We start from the raw sequence: 21696 nt of genomic DNA, 5'->3' as shown, positions 1-21696 counted from the left end.
TTCAGCCCACGTTCAGCAAAGGTCAATATTTCTTGTTTGGCAATGAGTATCATTATGTTACAACTTAGCCTCCTATCTAGTTACGCCCTGGTGCCCGATGCTCGTTCCTTTTTTAATCATGCTGCGCGAAGGCATTGAAGCGGCGTTGATCGTCGGCATCATCGCCAGCTACCTGCAACAGACCGGGCGCGGCCAGTGGATGCCCGCTGTGTGGATCGGCGTGTTTCTCGCGGCGGCGCTGGCGTTGCTGGTGGGCGGAGGGCTGGAACTGGTCAGTGCCGAATTCCCGCAGAAACAGCAGGAATTGTTCGAAGGCATCGTCGGACTGGTCGCGGTGGGCATTCTCAGTTCTATGGTGTTCTGGATGCGCAAGGTGGCGCGCTCGATCAAACATTCGCTGCATGCGTCCCTGGACCACGCATTGGCCGGCTCGCGGCATCAAGTCTTCGCGTTGATCGCCATGGTGTTCTTCGCCGTGGCCCGCGAAGGGCTGGAAACGGTGTTCTTCCTGCTCGCCGTGTTCCAGCAGAGCGAGGGCCCGGGTGCACCTATCGGCGCCCTGCTCGGCCTGATCCTGGCGATCATCGTCGGTTTCCTGATCTACACCGGCAGCATGCGCCTGAACCTCGGTGCGTTTTTCCGCTGGACCGGCCTGTTCATCCTCGTGGTGGCGGCCGGCATTCTCGCCAACTCGGTGCAAGCCTTGCACGAAGCGGGCGTGTGGAATCACCTGCAGACCGTGCTGTTCGATTTCAGCGCCGCGCTGCCCATGGACAGCCCGCTGGGCTCAGTGCTTGCCGGTATGTTCGGTTATCAGGAAGCACCGACCGTCAGCACCCTCGGCGCCTATCTGATTTACCTGGTGGTGGCGCTGGTGATGTTCTTTCTGCCGTCGCCTTCGGCCAAGCCTGTCACCTCCACTTCTTCCGTCTCCAGCCAGTAAGGACCGTCTCTTGTCCAACCCAACCCCTCAACCGGCTCCGTCGTCCCGCGCGCTGCGCTGGGCCGTGGCCGGCTCGGTGGTCGTGATGATCGCCGCCGGTGGCCTGTTCTATTACGCCGCGCAGTTGGCTGCCAGCAAGCGCCAGGCCAACCAGAATGAGATCGCGGTGACCATCCACGGCCACGCTTGCGAGCCCAACGCCCTGACGGTGCCCGCCGGGCGTGCGAGTTTTCGCATCATCAACCGCTCCGACCGCGCGGTGGAATGGGAAATCCTCGATGGCGTCCTGGTCGTCGAAGAGCGGGAAAATATTGCCCCCGGCCTGAGCCAGGTCATCAATGCCAACCTGCAGCCCGGCGACTACGCGATCACCTGCGGCCTGCTGAGCAACCCCCGCGGCACCTTGCATGTCACGCCGACTGCGCAATCCGAGGCCCAGGCCAAGGCCAAGCCGTCGATGGTGGCGTTTATCGGGCCGCTGTCGGAGTTCCGCGTTTACCTGAGCGGCCAGGGCACTGCACTGGTGAAGGCGGTCACCGCGTTGCAACACGCGATCGATGCCGGTGACCTCGCCCAGGCCCAGGCCCTGTATGTACCGGCTCGCGAAGTCTACCAACGGTTGGCGCCGGCATCGCAGCGCCTGGCCGAGCTGGACAACGCGATCAACGCCCGCGCCGATTATTTTGAAAAGCGCGAGCAAGACCCGGCCTTCAGTGGCTTCCATCGCCTGGAATACAGCCTGTTTCAGCAGCGCAGCCTCGACGGCCTGGCGCCCGTCGCGCAACGGTTGGCCAACGACGTCAGCACCCTCAAGCAGCAACTGCTGGCCCAGTCCCTGCCGCCGGAGCAACTGGTGAGCATTGTGGTGCGCAACCTCAATAGCCTGGCGGATGTACGCGCCACCAGCGGTGAAGAGGAACGCTACAGCCACATCGACCTTAACGGTTTCGCCGCCAACCTGGAGGTTGCCCACAAGGTCGTCGAGTTGATGCGGCCGCTGTTGACCAAGTCCGCCGCCGAGCTGCTACCCAACGTCGACAGCGCCCTCGCCGCCTTTGATGCCGAACTCCAAGGCTTCAAGGTCGACACCGGCTACGCCACCTATGACAGCGTGAACGCCGATCAGCGCAAGCAGATCGCCGACAAGGCCAAGGCCCTGGCCGCCGCACTCGATGGAATCGACCCCGCCCTTGGCCTTTCCGGCCTGCAGTGAGACGAACGCATACATGAGTGATTCAGCACAATTTGACCTCCAACGCCGCCGTGTCCTGCTGGGCATGGCCGCCACCGGCGCCGCGATTGCCGGTAGCACCCTGACCTGCCCGGCCATGGCGGCGGCCGCCGAGCAAGTCACCACCGCGCCACGCAGTGACAAGACCCAGGACCACCACGCATTCCTCGGCAAGCACCAGAGCGGCATCGTCACCCCGCGTCCCGCCTGCGGCATGCTCGTGGCGTTCGACGTGTTGGCCAGTGACCGTGAAGACCTGGAGCGCCTGTTCCGCACCTTGAACGAGCGCATCGCCTTCCTGATGACCGGCGGCACCGTGCCGCAAGTCGACCCGAAACTGCCGCCCACCGACTCCGGCATCCTCGGCCCGGTGGTGACACCGGATAACCTCACCATCACGGTCTCGGTCGGTGAGTCGTTGTTCGATGAACGCTTCGGCCTCGGCGCGGCCAAGCCCAAGCGCCTGACGCGTATGGTCGGTTTCCCCAACGATGCGCTGGAACCTTCGCAGTGCCACGGCGACCTGAGCCTGCAGTTCAGCTCCAACACCCCGGACACCAACATCCACGCCCTGCGCGACATCGTAAAGAACCTGCCCGACCTGCTGCTGGTGCGCTGGAAACAGGAAGGCAGCGTACCGCCCCAGGCGCCGGCCAAACCCGGCGAGCCGGCGCAGAGTGCGCGTAACTTCCTAGGCTTTCGCGATGGCTCGGCCAACCCCAATTCCAACGACGCCAAGGCCATGGACCAGATCGTGTGGGTGCAGCCGGGCAGTGACGAACCGGCCTGGGCGGCCAACGGCAGCTACCAGGCGGTGCGCATCATCCGCAACTTCGTCGAACGCTGGGACCGTACCCCACTGCAGGAACAGGAAAGCATCATCGGCCGCGTCAAACCCACCGGCGCGCCGATGGATGGCCACAAGGAATCCGAGGTCCCTGATTACAGCAAGGACCCGGAAGGCAAGCTGACCAAGCTCGATGCCCATATCCGCCTGGCCAACCCGCGCACTCCGCAGACCCAGGCCAACCTGATCCTGCGGCGGCCGTTCAACTACTCCAACGGCGTCAATAAAAACGGTCAGCTGGACATGGGACTGTTGTTCATCTGTTACCAGGCTGACCTGGAGAAAGGCTTTATCAGCGTGCAAACCCGGCTCAACGGCGAGCCCTTGGAGGAATACCTCAAGCCGGTCGGCGGCGGCTATTTCTTCACCTTGCCGGGGGTCACGGGGCCCGACGATTTCATCGGGCGCACGCTGCTTGCAGCAACGCACCCTCGAACCACTGCCCCTACCTAAAAAACACTCAGAGCGGATACCGTCCCATGAAGAAGTCGACCCTCGCGTTGTCGTTGCTGATGACCGTTTCGCCACTGTCCGCCTTTGCCGCCACGGCGCCGCTGGACCTGGTCGGTCCGGTGTCGGACTACAAAATCTATGTCACCGAAGAGATCGGTGAATTGGTCACCCAAACCCAGGCCTTCACCGACGCCGTGAAAAAAGGCGACCTGCCCACCGCCCGGAAACTCTATGCGCCGACCCGCGTGCATTATGAATCCATCGAGCCGATCGCCGAGCTGTTCAGCGACCTCGACGCCTCCATCGACTCACGGGTCGACGATCACGAAAAAGGCGTGAAGGCCGAAGACTTCACCGGCTTTCACCGCATCGAATACAGCCTGTTCTCCGAAAACACCACCCAAGGCCTCGACGCCATCGCCGACAAGCTCAACAGCGACGTGCTCGACCTGAAAACCCGGGTCGACGGCCTGACCTTCCCACCGGAAAAAGTTGTCGGCGGTGCCGCAGCGCTGCTCGAAGAAGTCGCCGCCACCAAGATTTCCGGCGAAGAAGACCGCTACAGCCATACCGACTTGTATGACTTCCAGGGCAACATTGACGGTGCGAAGAAAATCGTTGACCTGTTCCGTGGCCAGATCGAGAAACAAGACAAGGTATTCCTGGCCAAGGTCGACAAGAACTTCGCCACCGTGGACAAGATCCTGGCCAAGTACATGACCCCGGACGGTGGTTTTCAGACCTACGACAAGGTCAAGGATAACGACCGCAAGGCCTTGGTGGGCCCGGTCAATACCTTGGCTGAAGACCTGTCGATGCTGCGCGGCAAGTTGGGCCTGAACTAAGCGCCCCACACACAGAAACACCCAGGCCCCGTGAAGAGCCTGGGTGTTTTTGTGTGCCTGGTGGTTTTACAGGATCCGGTAGAGCAACCGCTCGATGCGTACCCGGCTGACCCGGCGCAGGAACTTGCCCACCGCCACCGGGTAATCCACCAGCGTCTGCAGCTGTTGGTAGCCGGCAATGCGCGTGGTGTGCTGGAAAATATGCGCAAGCTCTTGCGCACGCGGCGCCAGCCACTGGCCCTGGGGGTCGTCGATCAGCAAGGCGTTTTCCAGGTCGAGTCGGAACGCCCTGGGGTTGAGGTTATTGCCAGTCAGCAGGGTGTAGCGCTGGTCGATCCACAGGCCTTTAAGGTGGTAACTGTTGTCGCCGTCGTGCCACAGGTGCAGGTTCAACTGGCCGCTGTCGATCATCGGCTGATGGCGCTTGGCAAAGCGACGCAGGCTGATTTCATACAGATACGGCAACGCCGCGATCACCTTGAAGGGTTCGCTGGGCGGAATGTAGAAGTCGTTGGCGGTCTTGTCGCCGACGATGATGTCGATCTTCACCCCGCGCGCCAGGGCCCGGTTGATCTCGCGCGTCACCGGCAGCGGCAGGTTGAAGTACGGCGTGCAGATAGTCAGTTGCTGCTGGGCGCTGGCGATCAGCTCGAGGATCACCCGGCTGAGCGGGTTGTTTTTGCCGACACCGAGTAACGGGCTGACCTGCAAGTGCCCATTGGGCAACTGCCCGGCGCTGGTGTCATACGCCGCATGCTTGAGGCGGCTGCGCAGGTCACCGATGTCGTTGCGCAGGCTGCGGGTGGTGGGCGGGTTGGGCAGGTCGAGGCGATGCACCGCCTTGGACGCTACCAGGCCATGCTCCACCAGGTGCTGCATGGAGTCGGCCAGCGCCTGGCTGTGGATCAGGTGATAACGGTCGAAGCGGTACTTGTCGAATTTGTGCAAGTACACGTTGTTCAGGCTGGCGCCGCTGTACAGCACCGTGTCGTCGATCACAAACCCCTTGAGGTGCAGCACGCCGAACAGCTCGCGGGTTTGTACCGGCACGCCGTACACCGGCACTTCACTGGCGTGACCCTGGGTCATGGCCTGGTACCAGGCGCTATTGCCCGGCTGCTTGCCGGCGCCGATCAGGCCACGCTGGGCGCGCAGCCAGTCGACCACCACGACGATGTCCAACTCCGGCCGTGCGGCTTTGGCGGCGTGCAGTGCGTCGTAGATCTCCTGCCCCGCCTCATCCTGCTGCAAGTACAACGCAACGATGTAGATGCGCCGGGTGGCCTGGGGGATTTTTTCCAGCAGGCAACGCCGATAGGCATCGGCGCTGGGCAGCACCTCGATGGCATCGGTGGACAGCGGGAAACCGCGCAGTTTAGGCAACAGGGAGCGTTTGAAGAACGACGGCATAAGGCTCGCAATGGGTCGAATCCGAAGAGGCCCAAAGCTTACACCATGGGGGTGCTCAGGTCTCGTCGCCGCACAGGGAAAAATGCCCATTGACCAAGAAGAACGATCGTTCTACTGTCTGAGGCATGAACGATATGATTCTTAATGAAACCCGCGACATTATTCTCGACGTCACCGAGAAGTTGATTTATCGCCACGGTATCGCCGCCACCGGCATGGACTTGCTGGTGAAAACCGCCGGCGTCTCGAGAAAAAGCATTTATCGCTACTTCAGCAACAAGGATGAGCTGGTGATTGCCGCCCTGCAGCGCCGCGACGAACGCTGGATGCGCTGGCTGCGCACGCAAGTCGAGCGCCATGAAGACAGTGGCGAACGCCTGCTGGCGCTGTTCAGCGCGCTGAAAAGCTGGTTCGGCTCGGCGGATTTTCGCGGCTGCGCCTTTATCAATACCAGTGGCGAAACCGGCAACGCGCAAGCGCCGGTACGCCTGCTGGCCAAGGCCCACAAACAGAAACTGTTCGAGTACGCGCTTGAACTGTGTCAAGCACATGGCGCCCCCGACCCGCAACGGCAGGCCGCGCAGCTGCTGATCCTGATCGATGGAGCCATTACCGTTGCCCTGGTGATGGGCGATTCAACGGCTGCCGATACTGCGCAAGCGATGGCGCGGACCCTATTGGGGCTTTGAACTACTGTCGATGCACTTTCATAACTTTTCAGGAGCCGTTCCATGTCCTCTAACCCAGAAGTCCGCCCACCCCTGCCGCCCTTTACCCGCGAGTCGGCCATCGAAAAAGTGCGCCTGGCCGAAGACGGCTGGAACTCACGCGACCCGCAACGGGTGTCACTGGCGTACACGCTGGATACCCAGTGGCGCAACCGCGCCGAGTTTGCCCATAACCGCGAAGAGGCCAAGGGCTTCCTCACGCGCAAATGGGCCAAAGAGCTGGATTACCGACTGATCAAAGAGCTATGGGCCTTCACCGGCAACCGCATCGCAGTGCGCTATGCCTACGAATGGCACGATGACTCGGGCAACTGGTTCCGTTCGTACGGTAATGAAAACTGGGAGTTCGATGAAAACGGCCTGATGGCCAACCGTTTTGCCTGCATCAACGATCTGCCGATCAAAGAAAGTGAACGCAAGTTCCACTGGCCGCTGGGACGGCGGCCGGATGATCATCCGGGATTGTCCGAATTAAGTCTGTAGCCCGATCGTTCCCACGCTCTGCGTGGGAATGCCTCCGCGTCCCTAATACACACAGGTGACGCGAGCGTCAGGGGCTGCATTCCCACGCGGGAGCGTGGGAACGATCCGCGCGGCTGTTACTCAGTCCTGATTCAGCCCAACTCGATACAGCACCCCATCATCCTCATCCGTGAGCACATACAGATAGCCATCCGGCCCCTGCCGCACATCGCGAATCCGCGCGTTCAAATCACCCAGCAGACGTTCTTCATGGACGACCTTGTCGCCATCGAACTGCAGCCGGATCAGCTCTTTGCTGGCCAGCGCGCCGATAAACAGGTTGTGCTGCCAGGCCTTGAAACGGTCGGCGTCGTAGAACGCCATGCCACTGATCGCCGGTGACTTCTCCCACACATGGTGCGGTGCCACGGTGCCTTCAGCGGTCTTGCCCTTGGCCTCGGGGATCGGCGTGAGGGAATAGTTGATGCCGTGCGTCGCCAACGGCCAGCCGTAGTTCTTGCCGCGCTCGATGATGTTGATTTCATCACCGCCCCGTGGCCCATGTTCGTTTTCCCAGATCGTCCCGCTCCAGGGGTTCAACGCCAGGCCCTGTGGGTTGCGTTGGCCGTAGGACCAGATCTCGGGGCGTACCCCTGGCTGGCCAACAAACGGGTTGTCATCGGGCACGCGACCATCCGGATAAATGCGTACGACTTTACCTTGCAGCTTGTCCAGGTCCTGGGCGGTGGGCCGCACATTGTTTTCGCCCAGGGTCACGAACAGGTAGCCGTCACGGTCAAACGCCAGGCGTGAGCCGAAGTGGTTGCCGGTGGACAGCTTGGGCTCCTGGCGCAGGATCACCGTGAAGTCCTTCAAACCGCTCAAGTCATCGGCCAGGCGCCCTCGCCCCACGGCGGTCCCGGCCTTGCCGTCCTGGCCGCCCCCTTCGGCGTACGACAGGTAGACCATGCGGTCTTGCTTGAAGTCGGGCGACAGCACCACATCAAGCAAACCGCCCTGCCCCTTGGCCCACACCTGGGGCACGCCGGTCAATGGCGCGGACAGCTTGCCGTCCGGGCTGACAAAGCGCAGCTGGCCGGGCAATTCGGTCACCAGGAAACCTTGCCTGTCCGGCAGGAACGCCACCGCCCAGGGGCGATTCAGGCCCTTCGCGACTGGCGTCGCAGTAATGCTGCCTTGCTCACTGGGAAACTGTTGGGCATCGGCGGCTTGAACCGCAGCCATTGGCAGCAGCGTGGTTGCGCAAATAGCGGCTAGCAGGGTTTTACGTAGAAACATAAGACGGATCCTTACCGGCGATTGCCGTTGGCATCATAGGTGGGAGCTTTGGTTTCGGTATTCGGGCGACTGGGCGCGGCGTCACGCTTGGGATAGCTGTTGCCAATCCCGCCGTTTTCCACGGTAGGCCGAGGCTGGGTCGGCGCGGTCTGGATACCGCGAACGGCCGGCGCATTGGGCTGGGTGCCCTGCATGCTGTTGGGGTTGGCCCGGTGGATAGGGCTGTTGTTGGATTCGTAACGACCCGGCAGGTTTTGCGCCAGGGCCAAGCCCGAGCCCAGCACTGCAACCAGCGCTGCAAGATGACGCACATAACGGTTCATGACGATGCCTCTCTATGCCGAGGAGTACGTGCTTTCGATAACACGCTACCCCAGGGGTTCGTCTGGCGACATTAAATAGTTGCTCATCAGGTGTAACACGATCTGTCCGAGCATCCGCTCGCCGAAACTTTTGCCCAGGCCCACGAGTCACCAGAACACAGACTTATCTTTGTAGGAGATGCACTTATGCCCCGGTCAATCTGGAAAGGCGCCATCAGTTTCGGTTTGGTTCACATCCCGGTGTCGCTGGTGTCGGCGACGTCTGCCCAAGGCGTCGATTTTGACTGGCTGGACAAACGCAGCATGGACCCGGTGGGCTACAAGCGCATCAACAAGGCCACGGGCAAGGAAATCACCAAGGAAAATATCGTCAAGGGCGTAGCTTACGAAAAAGGCCGCTACGTGGTGCTCAGCGAAGATGAGATCCGCTCAGCCCACCCCAAGTCGACCCAAACCATCGAAATCATCGCCTTTGTCGCCAGCGACCAGATCCCCCTGCAGAACATCGATACGCCCTACTTCCTGGCCCCGGATAAACGCGGCGGCAAGGTCTACGCACTGCTGCGCGAAACCCTGAAAAAAACCGGCAAGGTCGCCCTGGCCAATGTGGTGTTGCATACCAAGCAGCACCTTGCCGCATTGATGCCGCTGGAGTCGGCCCTGGTGCTGGTCATGCTGCGCTGGCCCGCCGAGGTGCGCAGCCTGGATGAGCTGGAGCTGGGCAGCGATGTGACCAAACCCACCCTGGCCAAGGGCGAGTTGGACATGGCCAAGCGCCTGGTGGAAGACATGAGCGCCGACTGGCAACCCGAGGAATACCGCGACAGCTTCCAGGAAAAAATCATGGCGCTGGTGGAGAAAAAGGCCAAGGCCGGCAAGATCGAAGACGTGGAATCGACCGAAGGCAGCGAAGAGCGCAAATCGGCCGATGTGATCGACCTGACGGAACTGCTCAAGCGCAGCTTGGCGGGCAAACCTGCGGCGAAAAAACCCGCTGCGAAGAAATCCAACAAAAAGGCCTCTTGAGCCTGCCATTGGCTGGAGAACGACATGGCAAAGCCCCTGAGCGAGTACAACCGTAAACGCGACTTCGGGATTACCGCCGAACCCGCCGGCGACTCACCGGCCGGCAAGCGCAAAGCCTCGGCCCTGAGCTTTGTGATCCAGAAACATGATGCGCGTAACCTGCACTATGACTTTCGCCTGGAACTCGACGGCGTGCTGTTGAGCTGGGCGGTGCCCAAAGGCCCGAGCCTGGACCCGAGCCAGAAGCGCCTGGCGGTCCACGTTGAAGACCACCCACTGAGTTACGGTGGCTTCGAGGGCAGTATTCCCGCCGGCCAATACGGCGCCGGGGATGTCATCGTGTGGGACCGCGGCATCTGGCAACCCCATGACGACCCGCACAAGGCCTACGCGGCCGGCAAACTCAAATTCAGCCTGGTCGGCGAGAAACTCTCGGGGGACTGGACCTTGGTGCGCACCCGGCTCAAGGGCAGCGGCGACAAGCAACAATGGCTGCTGATCAAGGAAAAAGACCAGCAGGCACGGCCCATCGCCGAATACGATATCGTCCAGGCCGAACCCGCCAGCGTGCTGAGCGACGCGGTGGTCGGCAAGCCCAAGGCCAAGACTCAGGCGAAAACCAAAGCGGCAGCCAAGGCAGCTCCCAAGGCGAGCACGCGCAAGCAGGCCACCGCCGTGCCCGAGCAGTTCTCCCCGCAACTGGCCACCCTGGTCGATCGGGCACCCGAAGGTGACTGGCAGTACGAGATCAAGTTCGACGGTTACCGCATCCTCGCGCGCATCCAAGGAGGTGAAGTGCGCCTGTTCACCCGCAACGGGCACGACTGGACCGAGCGCCTGCCGCGTCAGGCCAAGGCTTTGCAAGCGCTCAAGCTCAAGGACAGCTGGCTGGACGGCGAGGTGGTCAGCCTCAACGGCGACGGCCTGCCGGATTTCCAGGCGTTGCAGAATGCCTTCGACATCGGCCGCAGCCTAGACATCGTCTATTACCTGTTCGACGCGCCCTTTCTGAATGGCCGCGATCAGCGCGAAGACCCGGTCGAAACGCGTCGCGCCGCGCTCAAATCCGCGCTGTCCGCCAGCAAGAGCAAGCTGCTGCGCTTCTCCGAAGCGTTTGCGGCCAACCACCACGACATTTTCGAAAGCGCCTGCGACCTGGCCCTGGAAGGCGTCATCGGCAAACGTGCCGGCAGCCCTTATGTGTCCAGGCGCAGTGACGACTGGATCAAGCTCAAATGCCGCTTGCGCCAGGAGTTTGTGATTGTCGGTTATACCCGCCCCCAAGGCTCGCGCACCGGGTTTGGCGCGCTGCTGTTGGCGGTCAACGACGACGCCGGGCTGGCATACGCCGGGCGTGTGGGCACCGGCTTCGACCAGGCGTCACTGAAAGCCATCTACACCAAGCTCACCGCGCTCGAACGTGACGACTCGCCACTGCAAAAGCCGTTGACCAGCGCCCAGGCGCGTGGCGTGCACTGGGTCGAGCCGAGCCTGGTCGGCGAGGTGCAATTTGCTGAATGGACCCGTGAAGGCGTGGTGCGCCAGGCCGCGTTTGTGGGCATGCGCACCGACAAGCCCGCCGCGCAGATCATTCACGAACTGCCGCGCGCGGCCAAATCGGTCAAGGCGCCGGCGGCGAAAAAAACCGAGAAGGAGGTGAAAACCGTGAAGGACCTGAAAATCACCCACCCTGATCGCGTCATCGACAAGCAGAGCGGTACGCAAAAGCAGCAACTGGCGCAGTTCTACGCCGACACCAGCGCATGGATCCTGCCCTTCCTGCGCAACCGGCCCGTGTCGCTGCTCAGGGCGCCGGAGGGCATCGAAGGCGAACAGTTCTTCCAGAAGCACATCGAACGCATGACGATCCCGCACATCAAGCAACTGGACCAGGCCCTGGACCCCGGCCATGCACGCCTGATGGAAATAGACACTGCAGACGCCCTGGTCGGCGCCGTGCAAATGGGCACGGTCGAGCTGCACACCTGGGGCGCCACCACGGACAAGATCGAAACCCCCGACCTGTTCGTACTCGACCTCGACCCGGACCCCGCCCTGCCCTGGAAGGCCATGCTGGAAGCTGCGCAACTGACCCTCTCGGTGCTGGATGAATTGGGCTTGCAGGCCTTCGTCAAAACCAGCGGTGGCAAAGGCTTGCACCTGATCGTACCGCTGGCCCGGCGAGACGACTGGGACAGCGTGAAAGCCTTCGCCAAGGCCATCGCCCAATTCATGACCCAGCAACTGCCCGAGCGCTTCACCGCCACCAGCGGCCCGAAAAACCGCGTGGGCAAAATCTTCATCGATTATCTGCGCAACGCCCGGGGCGCCAGCACGGTAGCCGCTTACTCCGTGCGGGCGCGACCCGGCCTACCGGTTTCGGTACCGATCAGCCGGGAAGAGTTGAATGGGTTGCGCAGTTCCCAGCAATGGACAGTCGCCAACCTGCACGAACGCTTGCAGAGTTTGAAGACCGACCCCTGGGCCGGCTATGCCAATCGACAGAAGATCAGCAAGAAGATGTGGGACAAGCTGGGCGCCAAACCACCGCAGTGATCCGCGCCACGGTGGGGTTCAGATAAGGATGAAGATCAGCGCGAGGCAAGCGAAGATCGCCCACTTTTCCAGGTAGTAGCGCGTGCGGTTGCGCTTTTTGAGCTCCTTGCCGCGCAAACGGATCTTGTACAAGCGGGTAAAAGCGCGGTTGAGGCCGCCGGTCTTGTCGCCTTCATCATTGGGCGAACCCGCAGCGGCCATCACATTGCGGCTGAACCAGCGGTTGAACGCGGCTGCCCAGCGGTATTTCATCGGCCGCTCGATGTCGCAGAACAGAATGATGCGGTTGTGGGCCGTGGTGTTTTCCGCGTAGTGGATATAGGTCTCGTCGAACATCACCGGCTCGCCGTCGCGCCAGTAATAGCTCTCGCCGTCCACATTGATATAGCAGCCCGGATCGTTTGGGGTATCCAGCCCCAGGTGATAGCGGTAGGAGCCAGCATAGGGGTCACGGTGACGCACCAGTTTGGAGCCCGGCGGCAGCTCGGCGAACATCGCGGCCTTGATCGAGCCGATGCTTTGCACCAGTTCGGTGGTGCGCGGGCACAGCTTCATTGCCGAAGGATGGCTGTCGCCGTACCACTTCAGATAGAAGCGCTTCCAGCCGGACTTGAAGAACGAGTTGAAGCCCACGTCATTGTATTGCTCCGAGCGCTTGATCTCTCCGGCGCGCATCAGGTTCTGGGCTTCCTGACGGATCTCTTCCCAGTGCGCCTGCAACGGGCTCAGGTCCGGAAAATCGCTGGGCGACAGAAAGGGGCGGCCCGGTTGCCTGGAGAACAGATAAAGGAAGCAGTTGATCGGCGCCAGGAACGTCGAGTGGTCGCTAAGCTGGCGGCCCAACTTGTGTCGCACCCGGCCACGCAAATGTACATACGCGATGGAGGCAACGTAGAGAGCAACAATGATGAGTTTCAAGGGATTCGTCACACGTCAGGGAGAGAACAGGCTGCTCCTGCGTGCCCACAACGGCCGAGGATGGATAAGCAGCACCTGAAATCACAATTCACATACAGGCGACACGACCGGCTGGAGGACCCTCCGATGTGTGACCATTGGCCGTTATTTAGCCATACTTTGTAACCAAAGGTTAACTAAGAATTGTGAAAAGCTGTCCACTGAGTGTGTTGGGGAGGTTGCGCAGGCGGGCCCCAGGACCCGCCGGCCAGAGACGTCGCTACGGCTTAAAGCTGATCGTCCTTACGTTCGCGGCGTGAAAAACTGCTGTCTTCCAATGCCGAATACGGTACCGCCTGACGCTGGGTAAACATGAGGTGGCGGACCAGCGCGACCATCAGCCCGAGCAGTAACCCGCCCACCAGGCTCAACGCAATGACCAGAGCTTTTTTCGGTTTGATCGGTGCCAGAGGCTCCTGAGCGCGACGGTCAATCGTCACCAGTTTCAGGTTGCTCATGTCGATGTTCAAACCACGCAACCTGGCGACTTCGGCGCGAAGCGGCTCGACGTCCTGCAGGAAGATGTCTTCATTGCCACGTTTGCGCAGCACTTCAACTTCGCGGTTGGCGTCCAACAGCTGGAGTTCCTTGCCAATTTCGGCAATACGCGGATTGGTGAAGTCATCGCTGGTGCGCTTTTGCAGCGCGGCGCGCTCGGCCTCCAGGGCCTCGGTACCCATGAAGTACAGCGGAATTTTCTGATTGTTGACTTCGGTGCGCATCACCTGGCTCGAGCCGGTTCGCGCGGAGTCGGCCATGGAGGATGGCGTGGTCGGTGTCCTGATCCCCATGGACTGAGCGATGCCGATGGCTTCAGCCAATTCCGCCAGGCGGTTGGTCCGCTCCATTTTCATCTGCAAGCGCAGGGCGCTGAGTTCGTCCTGCAATTGGGCGCGCTTGAGACGGTCCGCCTCGAGCAACTTGGCGATTTTCGATTCCTTTTCGGTGTCGTAGTTGGCTCGGGCGGCGTCGATCTTGCCCTTGAGCTCAGCCAGCCGGTTGTTCACGATCACCTTGAGGTCGGCGCCGACCTGCTGACGCTCTGCGGCAATGGCGTAGTCGACAAACCCGTTGAGAATTTTCACCCCATCAACATCGGTCGGGTACTGCAATTCCAGACGGATGTAGTTGCTCAGCGAGTCGGACTTCTTCGGGTCCGGCAGGATCAGATTGACCGAGTTCCGATTGAAGGCTTCAAAACTCTGCTCCAGGGTTTGCCCTGGTTTCTGAAACGCCTTGAACAACTCCTCGTGGTCCTTGAAGAACCCAAGGCGAGCCTCGTAGGAGTCCAATTGCGCGCCCACTTTGAGCAACGCATCGGCGGGCGGCAATTTATACACTTCAGAGCGGTTCAACGCGTCCAGCTCGTTGATCGCCGCAGGCCGTAGCACGCTGCTGACCTCGTAGGTCTTGGGAGCCAGGAAGGCATACCCCGCGCCTAAAACTCCCGCCAGAACCGTACAACCCACGATCAGCTTTTTTTGTCGCCAGATGGCGTGAAACAATTCAAACAGATCAATTTCATCAGACGCTGGCGGGGAAGTACGATTCAAAATAAGCACACCTTAATTAATACTAAAAGGCCATCACTCGAAGAAGCCCTAAAAGCTTCAAATCAGGGACAACGCCCTGAGCACGGCGGACCAATGGCAATCTGACTACTGAGTCTGACGAAAAATCCCGCGTATTTAAGGATTATTTCTGCTTTATGTCGATGTGTAGCCAGAAAGATATTTTGATGTGGGATTAATCACCGTACAAGCGTAGTTAATACAACATGAAAATGCTGTCAAATAGCTGTCCCATAAAGAAAAAATCCCGCCACCTGAAAGCACTGCCCCTGTGCGGATACAATCCCCTTCCCCCCTTCAGCAAAAGGAAGTTGCATGTCATCCCCGTCAGTCACGGATTACCACGCCCTGCAAGGTGCCTGGGAGCAAACCGCTCTGGAAGACAACGGCGTACTCAACCCTGCCGATGCACATAGCGCGCCAGGTGCCATCACCAAGATCAGCGGGGACACGTTTGAAGTCGTCACGGTCGAGGGCGACCTCTTGCTGGCGGGGCGTTTTGTCCTGGACGCCGACACCACGCCCAAGAGCATCACCTGGGTGGACGCCATCGGCGCGGACGCCGGCAAGTCGCTACCGGCCAGCTACCGGCTCGAAGGTGATCATTTTGTATTTATCGCTGCCGATGAAGGCATGCCCCGGCCCACCGTATTCAGTACCGGCCCGGGGCAAACCATGCGCACCTTCGTACGCCGGGCCTGAACGGCGCTCTTATCCGCTTTGATCACGGCATTTTCACAAGGCCTTCACGTTCTGGCTTATAGGGTGAAGCCTACCTACTCCAGTGATCCCCTTGGCCCGCCGTTATGTGCGGGCTTTTTTTGCGCGCAGAAAAAACGCCCCGAGCCAGCGCGAAACTTATCGCCAGGCGCGCAGGTCACTAGCCCAACGCGTGTCCGGCCCCTGGACTGCGCTCTGGAAGGTTGCATCGTGGCCCATCACTCAGACCTGCGCACTGCCTTGTCCCTGGACAGCCTGAATTTCTTCCTCGCGGATGTGCGCGACGGCCTGGGCCCGTACCTGGCGATTTATCTGCTGGCGGTCCATCAATGGGACCCGGCCAGCATTGGCGTGGTCATGACCCTGGCGGGCATTGCCGCGTTGGTCACCCAGGGCCCGGCAGGCGCATTGATCGACCGTACCCGCAGCAAACGCGCGGTGATTGCACTTGCCGCGCTGCTTGTAACGCTCAGTTGCCTGATGCTGCCCTTCGTCAGTTCGTTTGGCTGGGTGGCACTGACCCAGGCCGCCAGCGCCATCGCCGCATCGGTGTTCGCCCCGGCGATTTCCGCGATTTCCCTTGGCATCACCGGGCCGCGTGCGTTTACTCGGCGTACCGGACGCAACGAAACCTTCAATCACGCCGGTAATGCCGTGGCAGCACTGCTGGCCGGGGGTTTGGCCTATCTGTTCGGGCCGGTGGTGGTGTTTTACCTGATGGCGTTTATGGCCGTCGCCAGTGTCATCGCGGTCGGTTGCGTGCCGGGCAAGGCGATCGACCATGAGGTGGCTCGGGGCTTCGACCCCGCGCATCATACTGACCATGAGCAGCCCTCGGGCCTGAACGTCTTGCTCGCCAACCGCCCTTTGTTGCTGTTCGCCATCTGCTGTGCGCTGTTTCACCTGGCCAATGCCGCGATGCTGCCGCTGGTCAGCCAGAAGCTGTCGCAGATCAACCTGCAGATGGCCACGCCATTGACCTCGGCCTGCATCGTCGCCGCGCAATTGGTGATGGTGCCGACGGCTATGCTGGTGGGGGCCAAGGCCGACCTCTGGGGGCGCAAGCCGCTGCTGCTGGCCGGCTTCATGATTCTGCCGTTGCGCGGCGTGCTTTATACCCTCTCCAGCGACCCCTACTGGCTGGTTGCCGTGCAGATGCTCGACGGCATCGGCGCCGGCATTTTCGGCGCGCTGTTCCCCGTGATCGTCAAGGACCTGACCCAAGGCACCGGCCGCTTCAATGTCAGCCTCGGCGCGCTGTCCACGGTATTTGGCCTGGGCGCGGCGCTGAGCAGCAGCCTGGCAGGCTTCGTGGTGCAAATGGCCGGCTACAACGCCGCCTTCCTGACCCTGGCCGGGGTGGCGGCCGTCGCTTTGCTGCTGGTAGGGCTGGCCATGCCCGAGACACTGGCAAAACCATCCTTCGCTCGCCATACACCTGTCGCCTGACATATGCGACAATGCGCGCCAAATTCCAACACACATCCCAGATTTTGCGCTCAGCGACCGGGTTTCGCGCCTCGATGTCGCTGTTGACGCATGCCTGAAGGCTCCTGCCGTCACGCTCGCAACCCATTGATAGGTAAAGTAATTGATCTCCACAGCTAACATCACCATGCAGTTCGGCGCCAAGCCGCTCTTCGAGAACGTCTCGGTCAAGTTCGGCGCCGGCAACCGCTATGGTTTGATCGGTGCCAACGGTTGCGGCAAGTCGACCTTCATGAAAATCCTCGGCGGCGACCTTGAACCGTCCGGCGGCCAGGTCATGCTCGAGCCAAACGTGCGCCTGGGCAAGCTGCGCCAGGACCAGTTCGCCTACGAAGAATTCACCGTGCTCGACACCGTGATCATGGGCCACGAAGAGCTGTGGAAGGTCAAGGCTGAACGCGACCGCATCTACTCGCTGCCGGAAATGAGCGAAGAAGATGGCATGGCCGTGGCCGAGCTGGAAACCGAGTTCGCCGAGATGGACGGCTACACCGCCGAATCCCGCGCCGGTGAGCTGTTGCTGGGCCTGGGTATTCCCCTGGAACAGCATTTCGGCCCGATGAGCGAAGTGTCGCCCGGCTGGAAGCTGCGCGTATTGCTCGCCCAGGCGCTGTTCTCCGACCCGGAAGTGCTGTTGCTCGACGAACCGACCAACCACTTGGACATCAACACTATTCGCTGGCTGGAAAACATCCTGACCCAGCGCTCCAGCCTGATGATCATCATCTCTCACGACCGTCACTTCCTGAACAGCGTGTGCACCCACATGGCTGACCTGGACTACGGCGAGCTGCGCCTGTTCCCGGGCAACTACGACGAGTACATGACCGTGGCGACCCAGTCCCGCGAGCAACTGCTGTCGGACAACGCCAAGAAGAAGGCGCAGATTTCCGAACTGCAGTCCTTCGTCAGCCGCTTCTCGGCCAACGCCTCGAAAGCCAAGCAGGCCACTTCCCGCGCCAAGGCGATCGACAAGATCCAACTGGCCGAGGTCAAGCCTTCGAGCCGTGTGAGCCCGTTCATCCGTTTCGAACAGAACAAAAAGCTGCACCGCCAGGCGGTCATGGTCGAGAAGATGGCCAAAGGTTTTGACGGCAAGCCGTTGTTCAAAGACTTCAGCTTCCAGGTTGAAGCCGGCGAGCGCGTGGCGATCATCGGCCCGAACGGCATCGGCAAGACCACCCTGCTGCGCACCCTGGTCAACGAACTGACCCCGGACGCCGGCAGCATCAAGTGGACCGACGCCGCGGAACTGGGCTACTACGCCCAGGACCATGCCCATGACTTCGAAGACGACCTCACCCTGTTCGACTGGATGGGCCAATGGACCCAGGGCGAGCAGATGATCCGTGGCACCCTGGGCCGCATGCTGTTCTCCAACGACGAAATCCAGAAGTCGGTAAAAGTGATCTCCGGTGGTGAACAAGGCCGCATGCTGTTCGGCAAGCTGATCCTGCAAAAGCCGAACGTGCTGATCATGGACGAACCGACCAACCACTTGGACATGGAATCCATCGAAGCGCTGAACCTGGCGCTGGAGAACTACCCGGGCACGCTGATCTTCGTCAGCCACGACCGCGAGTTCGTATCGTCCCTGGCTACCCGCATCATCGAGTTGAGCGCAGACGGCGTGATCGACTTCAGCGGCACCTATGACGACTACCTGCGTAGCCAGGGTGTGATGTTCTAAGAACAGCGCATAGCTGCCGGGCCAAACAGGTTCCAATGTGGGAGGGGGCAACCCCCCCTCCCACATTGAACAGCGCAGTGGCATCATGACCGCACCGCCCGCCAGCGAACGAGTTCACATGCCTGCCGCCCCCTCCTCCCTGTCGATCACCCTGCAGATCGTCTCCATCGTCTTCTACACTTTCATTGCCTTTATCTGCATCGGCCTGCCGATTGCGGTAATTCCAGGCTATGTGCACGAGCATTTGGGCTACAGCGCCGTCGTGGCCGGGGTCACCATCGGTTCGCAATACCTGGCCACCTTGCTCAGCCGGCCGATGGCCGGGCGCATGTCGGACAACGTCGGCACCAAGCGCGCCATTGTGCTGGGCCTGGCTGGCATCCTGATCAGTGGCGTGCTGACGTTTATCGCGGTGCTGCTGGAGGACCTGCCGGCGTTGAGCCTGACCATCCTGATCGCCGGCCGGCTGTTGCTGGGCGTGGCCCAGGGCTTGATTGGCGTGGGCACCATCAGTTGGTGCATGGGCGCGGTCGGCACCGAACACACGGCCCGGTCGATTTCCTGGAACGGTATCGCTTCCTACGGCGCCATCGCCATTGGCGCGCCGCTGGGGGTGGTGATGGTGGCCGACTATGGCTTCGCCAGCCTGGGCGTGGCGCTGACGGGGCTGGCCGCGCTGGGCCTGGTGCTGATCCGCAACAAACCCTCGGTGCCAGTGGTGCGTGGCGAGCGCCTGCCGTTCTGGGCGGTGTTCGGACGTATCGCACCGTTTGGCGCCAGCCTGTGCCTGGCCTCGATTGGCTACGGCACGCTGACCACCTTTATCACCCTGTATTACCTCAATCGCGGCTGGACCGGCGCGGCGTACTGCCTGACGGTATTTGGCGTGTGTTTTATCCTGTCGCGCCTGGTGTTCATTTCCGCCATCAGCCGCGTGGGCGGTTTCACCGCCGCCATCGCCTGCATGCTCATCGAGACCCTGGGCCTTACGCTGTTGTGGCTGGCGCCGTCGACCGGCGTAGCGTTGATTGGCGCGGGGTTGACCGGCTTTGGCTTGTCACTGGTGTACCCGGCGCTCGGGGTCGAGGCCATCAAGCGCGTGCCAGACAGTAGCCGTGGCGCCGGGCTGAGTGCGTATGCGGTGTTTTTCGACCTGGCCCTGGCGATTGCCGGCCCCTTGATGGGCGCGGTGGCGCTGAACCTCGGCTATGGCTGGATCTTCTTCTGCGCAGCGCTGCTGTCAGTCACGGCGCTGGCACTGACCGTGCTGCTCAAGCGTCGCGCTTACTGATCGGCCGTCTGTAACCCGGCACGGGTGGCCTCGCCGAGGGTGTGACTGAAAAAGCGCCCGGCCTCGGAGACCAGATCGCGGTGGATGCCCTCACGGTCGACGCCGTCGGCATCGGTGCAGATGGCCGGCATCGTCGCCAATTGGTCGCTGTCGCACGGCGCCATGAACACGAAGTGCCCTGCCCCGGCCAACAGTTTGAAGTCGGGCGGCTCCGGCAGTTTGCGCGCCAGGGCGGCGGCGTTCTTGTCCACGGCCACCAACTTGTCGCCATCGCCGCTGTAGAGCAGCACCGGTACGTGCACGTCAGCCAGGGTGTGGCGACCAAACATCAGGCTCAGCGGCGCCATCAGCATCAGCGCATGGATGCGCGGGTCGGCCTGGGGCTGCAAGTCGTCACGGTCGACCACCAGTTCGCCTTTGGTGGTGCAGGCGTCACGGTCCTCCGGGCGCTGCTGGCAATAGCGGCGCAAACGCTCGAAATCCGGCTTGGCCCCCGCCAGGATCAGCGCAGTTTCACCGCCGGCCGAATAGCCGATCACGCCCACCTGGTCGATGTCGACGAAGGGCGACAGCATCGGGTCGTCCAGCGTCGCGGTGATTGCCTGGGAAATCTGGATCGGCCGGCCATACAGATTGCTCACGGTGCCCAGGCGGCTGTGATCCTTGTAGTTGTCGCCGGGGTGCAGCACCGCCACCACCACAAAGCCCTTGCGCGCCAGCGAAGTGGCCAGGTCATGCAGAGCCAGCGGCGTACCGGTATTGCCGTGAGACAGCATCAGCATCGGGAAACGGCCGATGGCAACCTTGGCGTCTTCGCCGGCCGCCACATGGTAGGCGCCCAACGTCGTGGTGTGCTCGGTGTCGGTGGAGGGGTAGAACGCAATGGCCTTCATCGGCTGCGAATCCAGCGGGTCCAGAACGCTCATGCGATGAAAGCCCACACTCCAATGCGGGTGCGGCGCAGGCGCGGCGTGCACTGAAAGCAGGCCGCCGCACAGGGAAAGAACCAAAACAGCACAGAGACGCATCATGGGGATGTCCACCTTTGCTGCGTGAGAACCGGCATGCCGTATGAAAATTCCAGGGTAGTCAACCCAAGCGTGCATAACCTGGGCCATAAATGCAAAAACTCCGTACTCCGCTCGCGCTCAGGCGAACAGAATACAGAGTTTAGACGCCCGGCTTCAGATTGAAACCGGCCGCGACGAACATTTACAAAAGCCTTACGCAGCGGCGAACAAGTGCTCGCTGATCAGCACTTTGGCGTCGCTCAAGGCTTTGCTGCGCACTTCGTCGCCGTAGGCCAGGCCTTCAGCACGTACGATTTCGATATCAGTGATGCCGAGAAAGCCGAACAGCAACTTCAAGTAGCCTTCATGGGCGGCACCGGACGCCTGGCCGGCATGCAGGCCGCCGGCGGTGGAAACGATGATGACTTTCTTGTTGCCGCACAGGCCTTCAGGGCCGGCCTCGGTGTAGCGGAAGGTCTGGCCGGCAACCGCGATGCGGTCGATCCAGGCTTTGAGCTGGGTCGGGATGGTGAAGTTGTACATCGGTGCACCTAGCACCACGGCATCGGCGGCGAGGAATTCAGCCAGCGACGATGCGCTCAGTTCGGCTTCATGCTTTTGCGCGGCATCGCGCAGTTCGGCAGCGGTGCCCAACGCCCCCAGGGTGGCGCCGGAGAAGTGGTTGATGCCTTCACTGGCGAGGTCACGGTAAGTCACTTCCACGCCCGGCTCGGCGGCCTCCCATGCCTTGACCACGCCGGCGCTGAGCTGACGGGAAGCGGAGTTGTCGCCGAGGATGCTGGAATCGATATGCAACAGTTTCATGATGGATCTCCGAGGTGGGAT

Annotated in this window: 19 protein-coding genes; 12 read left to right on the top strand and 7 right to left on the bottom strand. The window is 61.4% G+C overall.

From position 1 onward, the window contains the following. Nucleotides 1-97: 97 nt before the first annotated feature. From efeU to efeO (C4J93_RS13050), 4 genes are read left to right on the top strand one after another with little or no spacing between them, the layout of a single operon-like run. The gene (efeU, locus tag C4J93_RS13065; RefSeq protein WP_124404106.1) at nucleotides 98-943 is read left to right on the top strand and encodes an iron uptake transporter permease EfeU; all 846 of its coding nucleotides are present in this window, start codon (nucleotides 98-100) and stop codon (nucleotides 941-943) included. Between the two features lie 10 nt (nucleotides 944-953). After that, the gene (gene efeO, locus C4J93_RS13060; protein WP_124429547.1) at nucleotides 954-2156 is read left to right on the top strand and encodes an iron uptake system protein EfeO; all 1203 of its coding nucleotides are present in this window, start codon (nucleotides 954-956) and stop codon (nucleotides 2154-2156) included. 13 nt (nucleotides 2157-2169) lie between these two features. After that, nucleotides 2170-3474 carry an iron uptake transporter deferrochelatase/peroxidase subunit gene (gene efeB, locus C4J93_RS13055; protein WP_124429546.1) on the top strand — a complete coding sequence of 435 codons (1305 nt, stop codon included), beginning with the start codon at nucleotides 2170-2172 and terminating at the stop codon, nucleotides 3472-3474. A gap of 26 nt (nucleotides 3475-3500) precedes the next feature. Then, the gene (efeO, locus tag C4J93_RS13050; RefSeq protein ID WP_124429545.1) at nucleotides 3501-4319 is read left to right on the top strand and encodes an iron uptake system protein EfeO; all 819 of its coding nucleotides are present in this window, start codon (nucleotides 3501-3503) and stop codon (nucleotides 4317-4319) included. 66 nt (nucleotides 4320-4385) lie between these two features. Here the strand turns inward: efeO (C4J93_RS13050) and pssA are convergent, their stop codons facing one another. Beyond that, a complete protein-coding gene (pssA, locus tag C4J93_RS13045; RefSeq protein WP_124429544.1) occupies nucleotides 4386-5729 on the bottom strand; it encodes a CDP-diacylglycerol--serine O-phosphatidyltransferase in 1344 nt (447 codons plus the stop codon). A gap of 125 nt (nucleotides 5730-5854) precedes the next feature. Here pssA and C4J93_RS13040 point away from each other — a divergent pair, with 125 nt between their 5' ends. Together C4J93_RS13040 and C4J93_RS13035 are read left to right on the top strand one after the other, a co-directional pair. Next, nucleotides 5855-6418, top strand: a complete 564-nt coding sequence (locus tag C4J93_RS13040; protein WP_124429543.1) for a TetR/AcrR family transcriptional regulator — start codon at nucleotides 5855-5857, stop codon at nucleotides 6416-6418. Between the two features lie 42 nt (nucleotides 6419-6460). Beyond that, a complete protein-coding gene (locus tag C4J93_RS13035; protein ID WP_124366944.1) occupies nucleotides 6461-6940 on the top strand; it encodes a nuclear transport factor 2 family protein in 480 nt (159 codons plus the stop codon). Between the two features lie 120 nt (nucleotides 6941-7060). Here C4J93_RS13035 and C4J93_RS13030 read toward each other — a convergent pair whose 3' ends face one another. Together C4J93_RS13030 and C4J93_RS13025 are read right to left on the bottom strand one after the other, a co-directional pair. Next, entirely contained in the window at nucleotides 7061-8218 is a 1158-nt protein-coding gene (locus C4J93_RS13030) for a PQQ-dependent sugar dehydrogenase (protein ID WP_124429542.1), read from the bottom strand. An 11-nt stretch (nucleotides 8219-8229) separates the two neighbouring features. After that, on the bottom strand, nucleotides 8230-8541 hold the full coding sequence (locus C4J93_RS13025; RefSeq protein WP_124429541.1) for a hypothetical protein: 312 nt from the start codon (nucleotides 8539-8541) through the stop codon (nucleotides 8230-8232). A gap of 186 nt (nucleotides 8542-8727) precedes the next feature. Between C4J93_RS13025 and C4J93_RS13020 the strand changes: the two genes are divergently transcribed. Then, nucleotides 8728-9567 (top strand): Ku protein, encoded by an 840-nt coding sequence (locus C4J93_RS13020; RefSeq protein WP_124429540.1) that lies wholly within the window; start codon nucleotides 8728-8730, stop codon nucleotides 9565-9567. A 24-nt stretch (nucleotides 9568-9591) separates the two neighbouring features. Then, complete coding sequence (ligD, locus tag C4J93_RS13015; protein ID WP_124429539.1) at nucleotides 9592-12123, top strand: DNA ligase D; 2532 nt, start codon at nucleotides 9592-9594, stop codon at nucleotides 12121-12123. 18 nt (nucleotides 12124-12141) lie between these two features. Here the strand turns inward: ligD and lpxO are convergent, their stop codons facing one another. Both lpxO and C4J93_RS13005 read right to left on the bottom strand, forming a co-directional pair. Further along, nucleotides 12142-13041: a lipid A hydroxylase LpxO gene (gene lpxO, locus C4J93_RS13010; RefSeq protein WP_124429538.1), complete on the bottom strand. Its 900-nt coding sequence runs from the start codon at nucleotides 13039-13041 to the stop codon at nucleotides 12142-12144. Nucleotides 13042-13307: 266 nt separating this feature from the next. Continuing rightward, nucleotides 13308-14633, bottom strand: coding sequence for a Wzz/FepE/Etk N-terminal domain-containing protein (locus C4J93_RS13005; protein WP_124429537.1), 1326 nt, complete (start codon nucleotides 14631-14633; stop codon nucleotides 13308-13310). A gap of 333 nt (nucleotides 14634-14966) precedes the next feature. Here C4J93_RS13005 and C4J93_RS13000 point away from each other — a divergent pair, with 333 nt between their 5' ends. The 4 genes from C4J93_RS13000 (at nucleotide 14967) to C4J93_RS12985 (ending at nucleotide 19840) form a co-directional block, all read left to right on the top strand. Beyond that, nucleotides 14967-15353: a TIGR03067 domain-containing protein gene (locus C4J93_RS13000; RefSeq protein ID WP_124429536.1), complete on the top strand. Its 387-nt coding sequence runs from the start codon at nucleotides 14967-14969 to the stop codon at nucleotides 15351-15353. A 228-nt stretch (nucleotides 15354-15581) separates the two neighbouring features. Next, the gene (locus C4J93_RS12995) at nucleotides 15582-16820 is read left to right on the top strand and encodes an MFS transporter (protein ID WP_124429535.1); all 1239 of its coding nucleotides are present in this window, start codon (nucleotides 15582-15584) and stop codon (nucleotides 16818-16820) included. 142 nt (nucleotides 16821-16962) lie between these two features. After that, nucleotides 16963-18549 (top strand): ABC-F family ATPase, encoded by a 1587-nt coding sequence (locus tag C4J93_RS12990; RefSeq protein ID WP_124429534.1) that lies wholly within the window; start codon nucleotides 16963-16965, stop codon nucleotides 18547-18549. Between the two features lie 118 nt (nucleotides 18550-18667). Next, a complete protein-coding gene (locus C4J93_RS12985; protein WP_124429533.1) occupies nucleotides 18668-19840 on the top strand; it encodes an MFS transporter in 1173 nt (390 codons plus the stop codon). Here the strand turns inward: C4J93_RS12985 and C4J93_RS12980 are convergent. Beyond that, entirely contained in the window at nucleotides 19834-20871 is a 1038-nt protein-coding gene (locus tag C4J93_RS12980; protein ID WP_124366929.1) for a dienelactone hydrolase, read from the bottom strand. The two genes, C4J93_RS12985 and C4J93_RS12980, sit on opposite strands and share 7 nt — an antisense overlap. Before the next feature lie 192 nt (nucleotides 20872-21063). Continuing rightward, complete coding sequence (locus C4J93_RS12975; protein ID WP_124429532.1) at nucleotides 21064-21675, bottom strand: FMN-dependent NADH-azoreductase; 612 nt, start codon at nucleotides 21673-21675, stop codon at nucleotides 21064-21066. Between the last annotated feature and the right edge of the window lie 21 nt (nucleotides 21676-21696).

It is taken from the genome of Pseudomonas sp. R2-37-08W (assembly GCF_003851705.1).
Taxonomy (GTDB): Bacteria; Pseudomonadota; Gammaproteobacteria; order Pseudomonadales; family Pseudomonadaceae; genus Aquipseudomonas.
Note: the sequence above shows the minus strand (reverse complement) of the source record. Positions and strands in the feature narration are given on the sequence as shown.

Coding starts and splice junctions, on each gene's coding strand:
- efeU (WP_124404106.1), top strand. CDS start 98: ATGCTCGTTCCTTTTTTAATCATGCTGCGCGAAGGCATTGAAGCGGCG.
- efeB (WP_124429546.1), top strand. CDS start 2,170: ATGAGTGATTCAGCACAATTTGACCTCCAACGCCGCCGTGTCCTGCTG.
- efeO (WP_124429545.1), top strand. CDS start 3,501: ATGAAGAAGTCGACCCTCGCGTTGTCGTTGCTGATGACCGTTTCGCCA.
- pssA (WP_124429544.1), bottom strand. CDS start 5,729: ATGCCGTCGTTCTTCAAACGCTCCCTGTTGCCTAAACTGCGCGGTTTC.
- C4J93_RS13040 (WP_124429543.1), top strand. CDS start 5,855: ATGAACGATATGATTCTTAATGAAACCCGCGACATTATTCTCGACGTC.
- C4J93_RS13035 (WP_124366944.1), top strand. CDS start 6,461: ATGTCCTCTAACCCAGAAGTCCGCCCACCCCTGCCGCCCTTTACCCGC.
- C4J93_RS13030 (WP_124429542.1), bottom strand. CDS start 8,218: ATGTTTCTACGTAAAACCCTGCTAGCCGCTATTTGCGCAACCACGCTG.
- C4J93_RS13025 (WP_124429541.1), bottom strand. CDS start 8,541: ATGAACCGTTATGTGCGTCATCTTGCAGCGCTGGTTGCAGTGCTGGGC.
- C4J93_RS13020 (WP_124429540.1), top strand. CDS start 8,728: ATGCCCCGGTCAATCTGGAAAGGCGCCATCAGTTTCGGTTTGGTTCAC.
- ligD (WP_124429539.1), top strand. CDS start 9,592: ATGGCAAAGCCCCTGAGCGAGTACAACCGTAAACGCGACTTCGGGATT.
- C4J93_RS13000 (WP_124429536.1), top strand. CDS start 14,967: ATGTCATCCCCGTCAGTCACGGATTACCACGCCCTGCAAGGTGCCTGG.
- C4J93_RS12985 (WP_124429533.1), top strand. CDS start 18,668: ATGCCTGCCGCCCCCTCCTCCCTGTCGATCACCCTGCAGATCGTCTCC.
- C4J93_RS12980 (WP_124366929.1), bottom strand. CDS start 20,871: ATGATGCGTCTCTGTGCTGTTTTGGTTCTTTCCCTGTGCGGCGGCCTG.
- C4J93_RS12975 (WP_124429532.1), bottom strand. CDS start 21,675: ATGAAACTGTTGCATATCGATTCCAGCATCCTCGGCGACAACTCCGCT.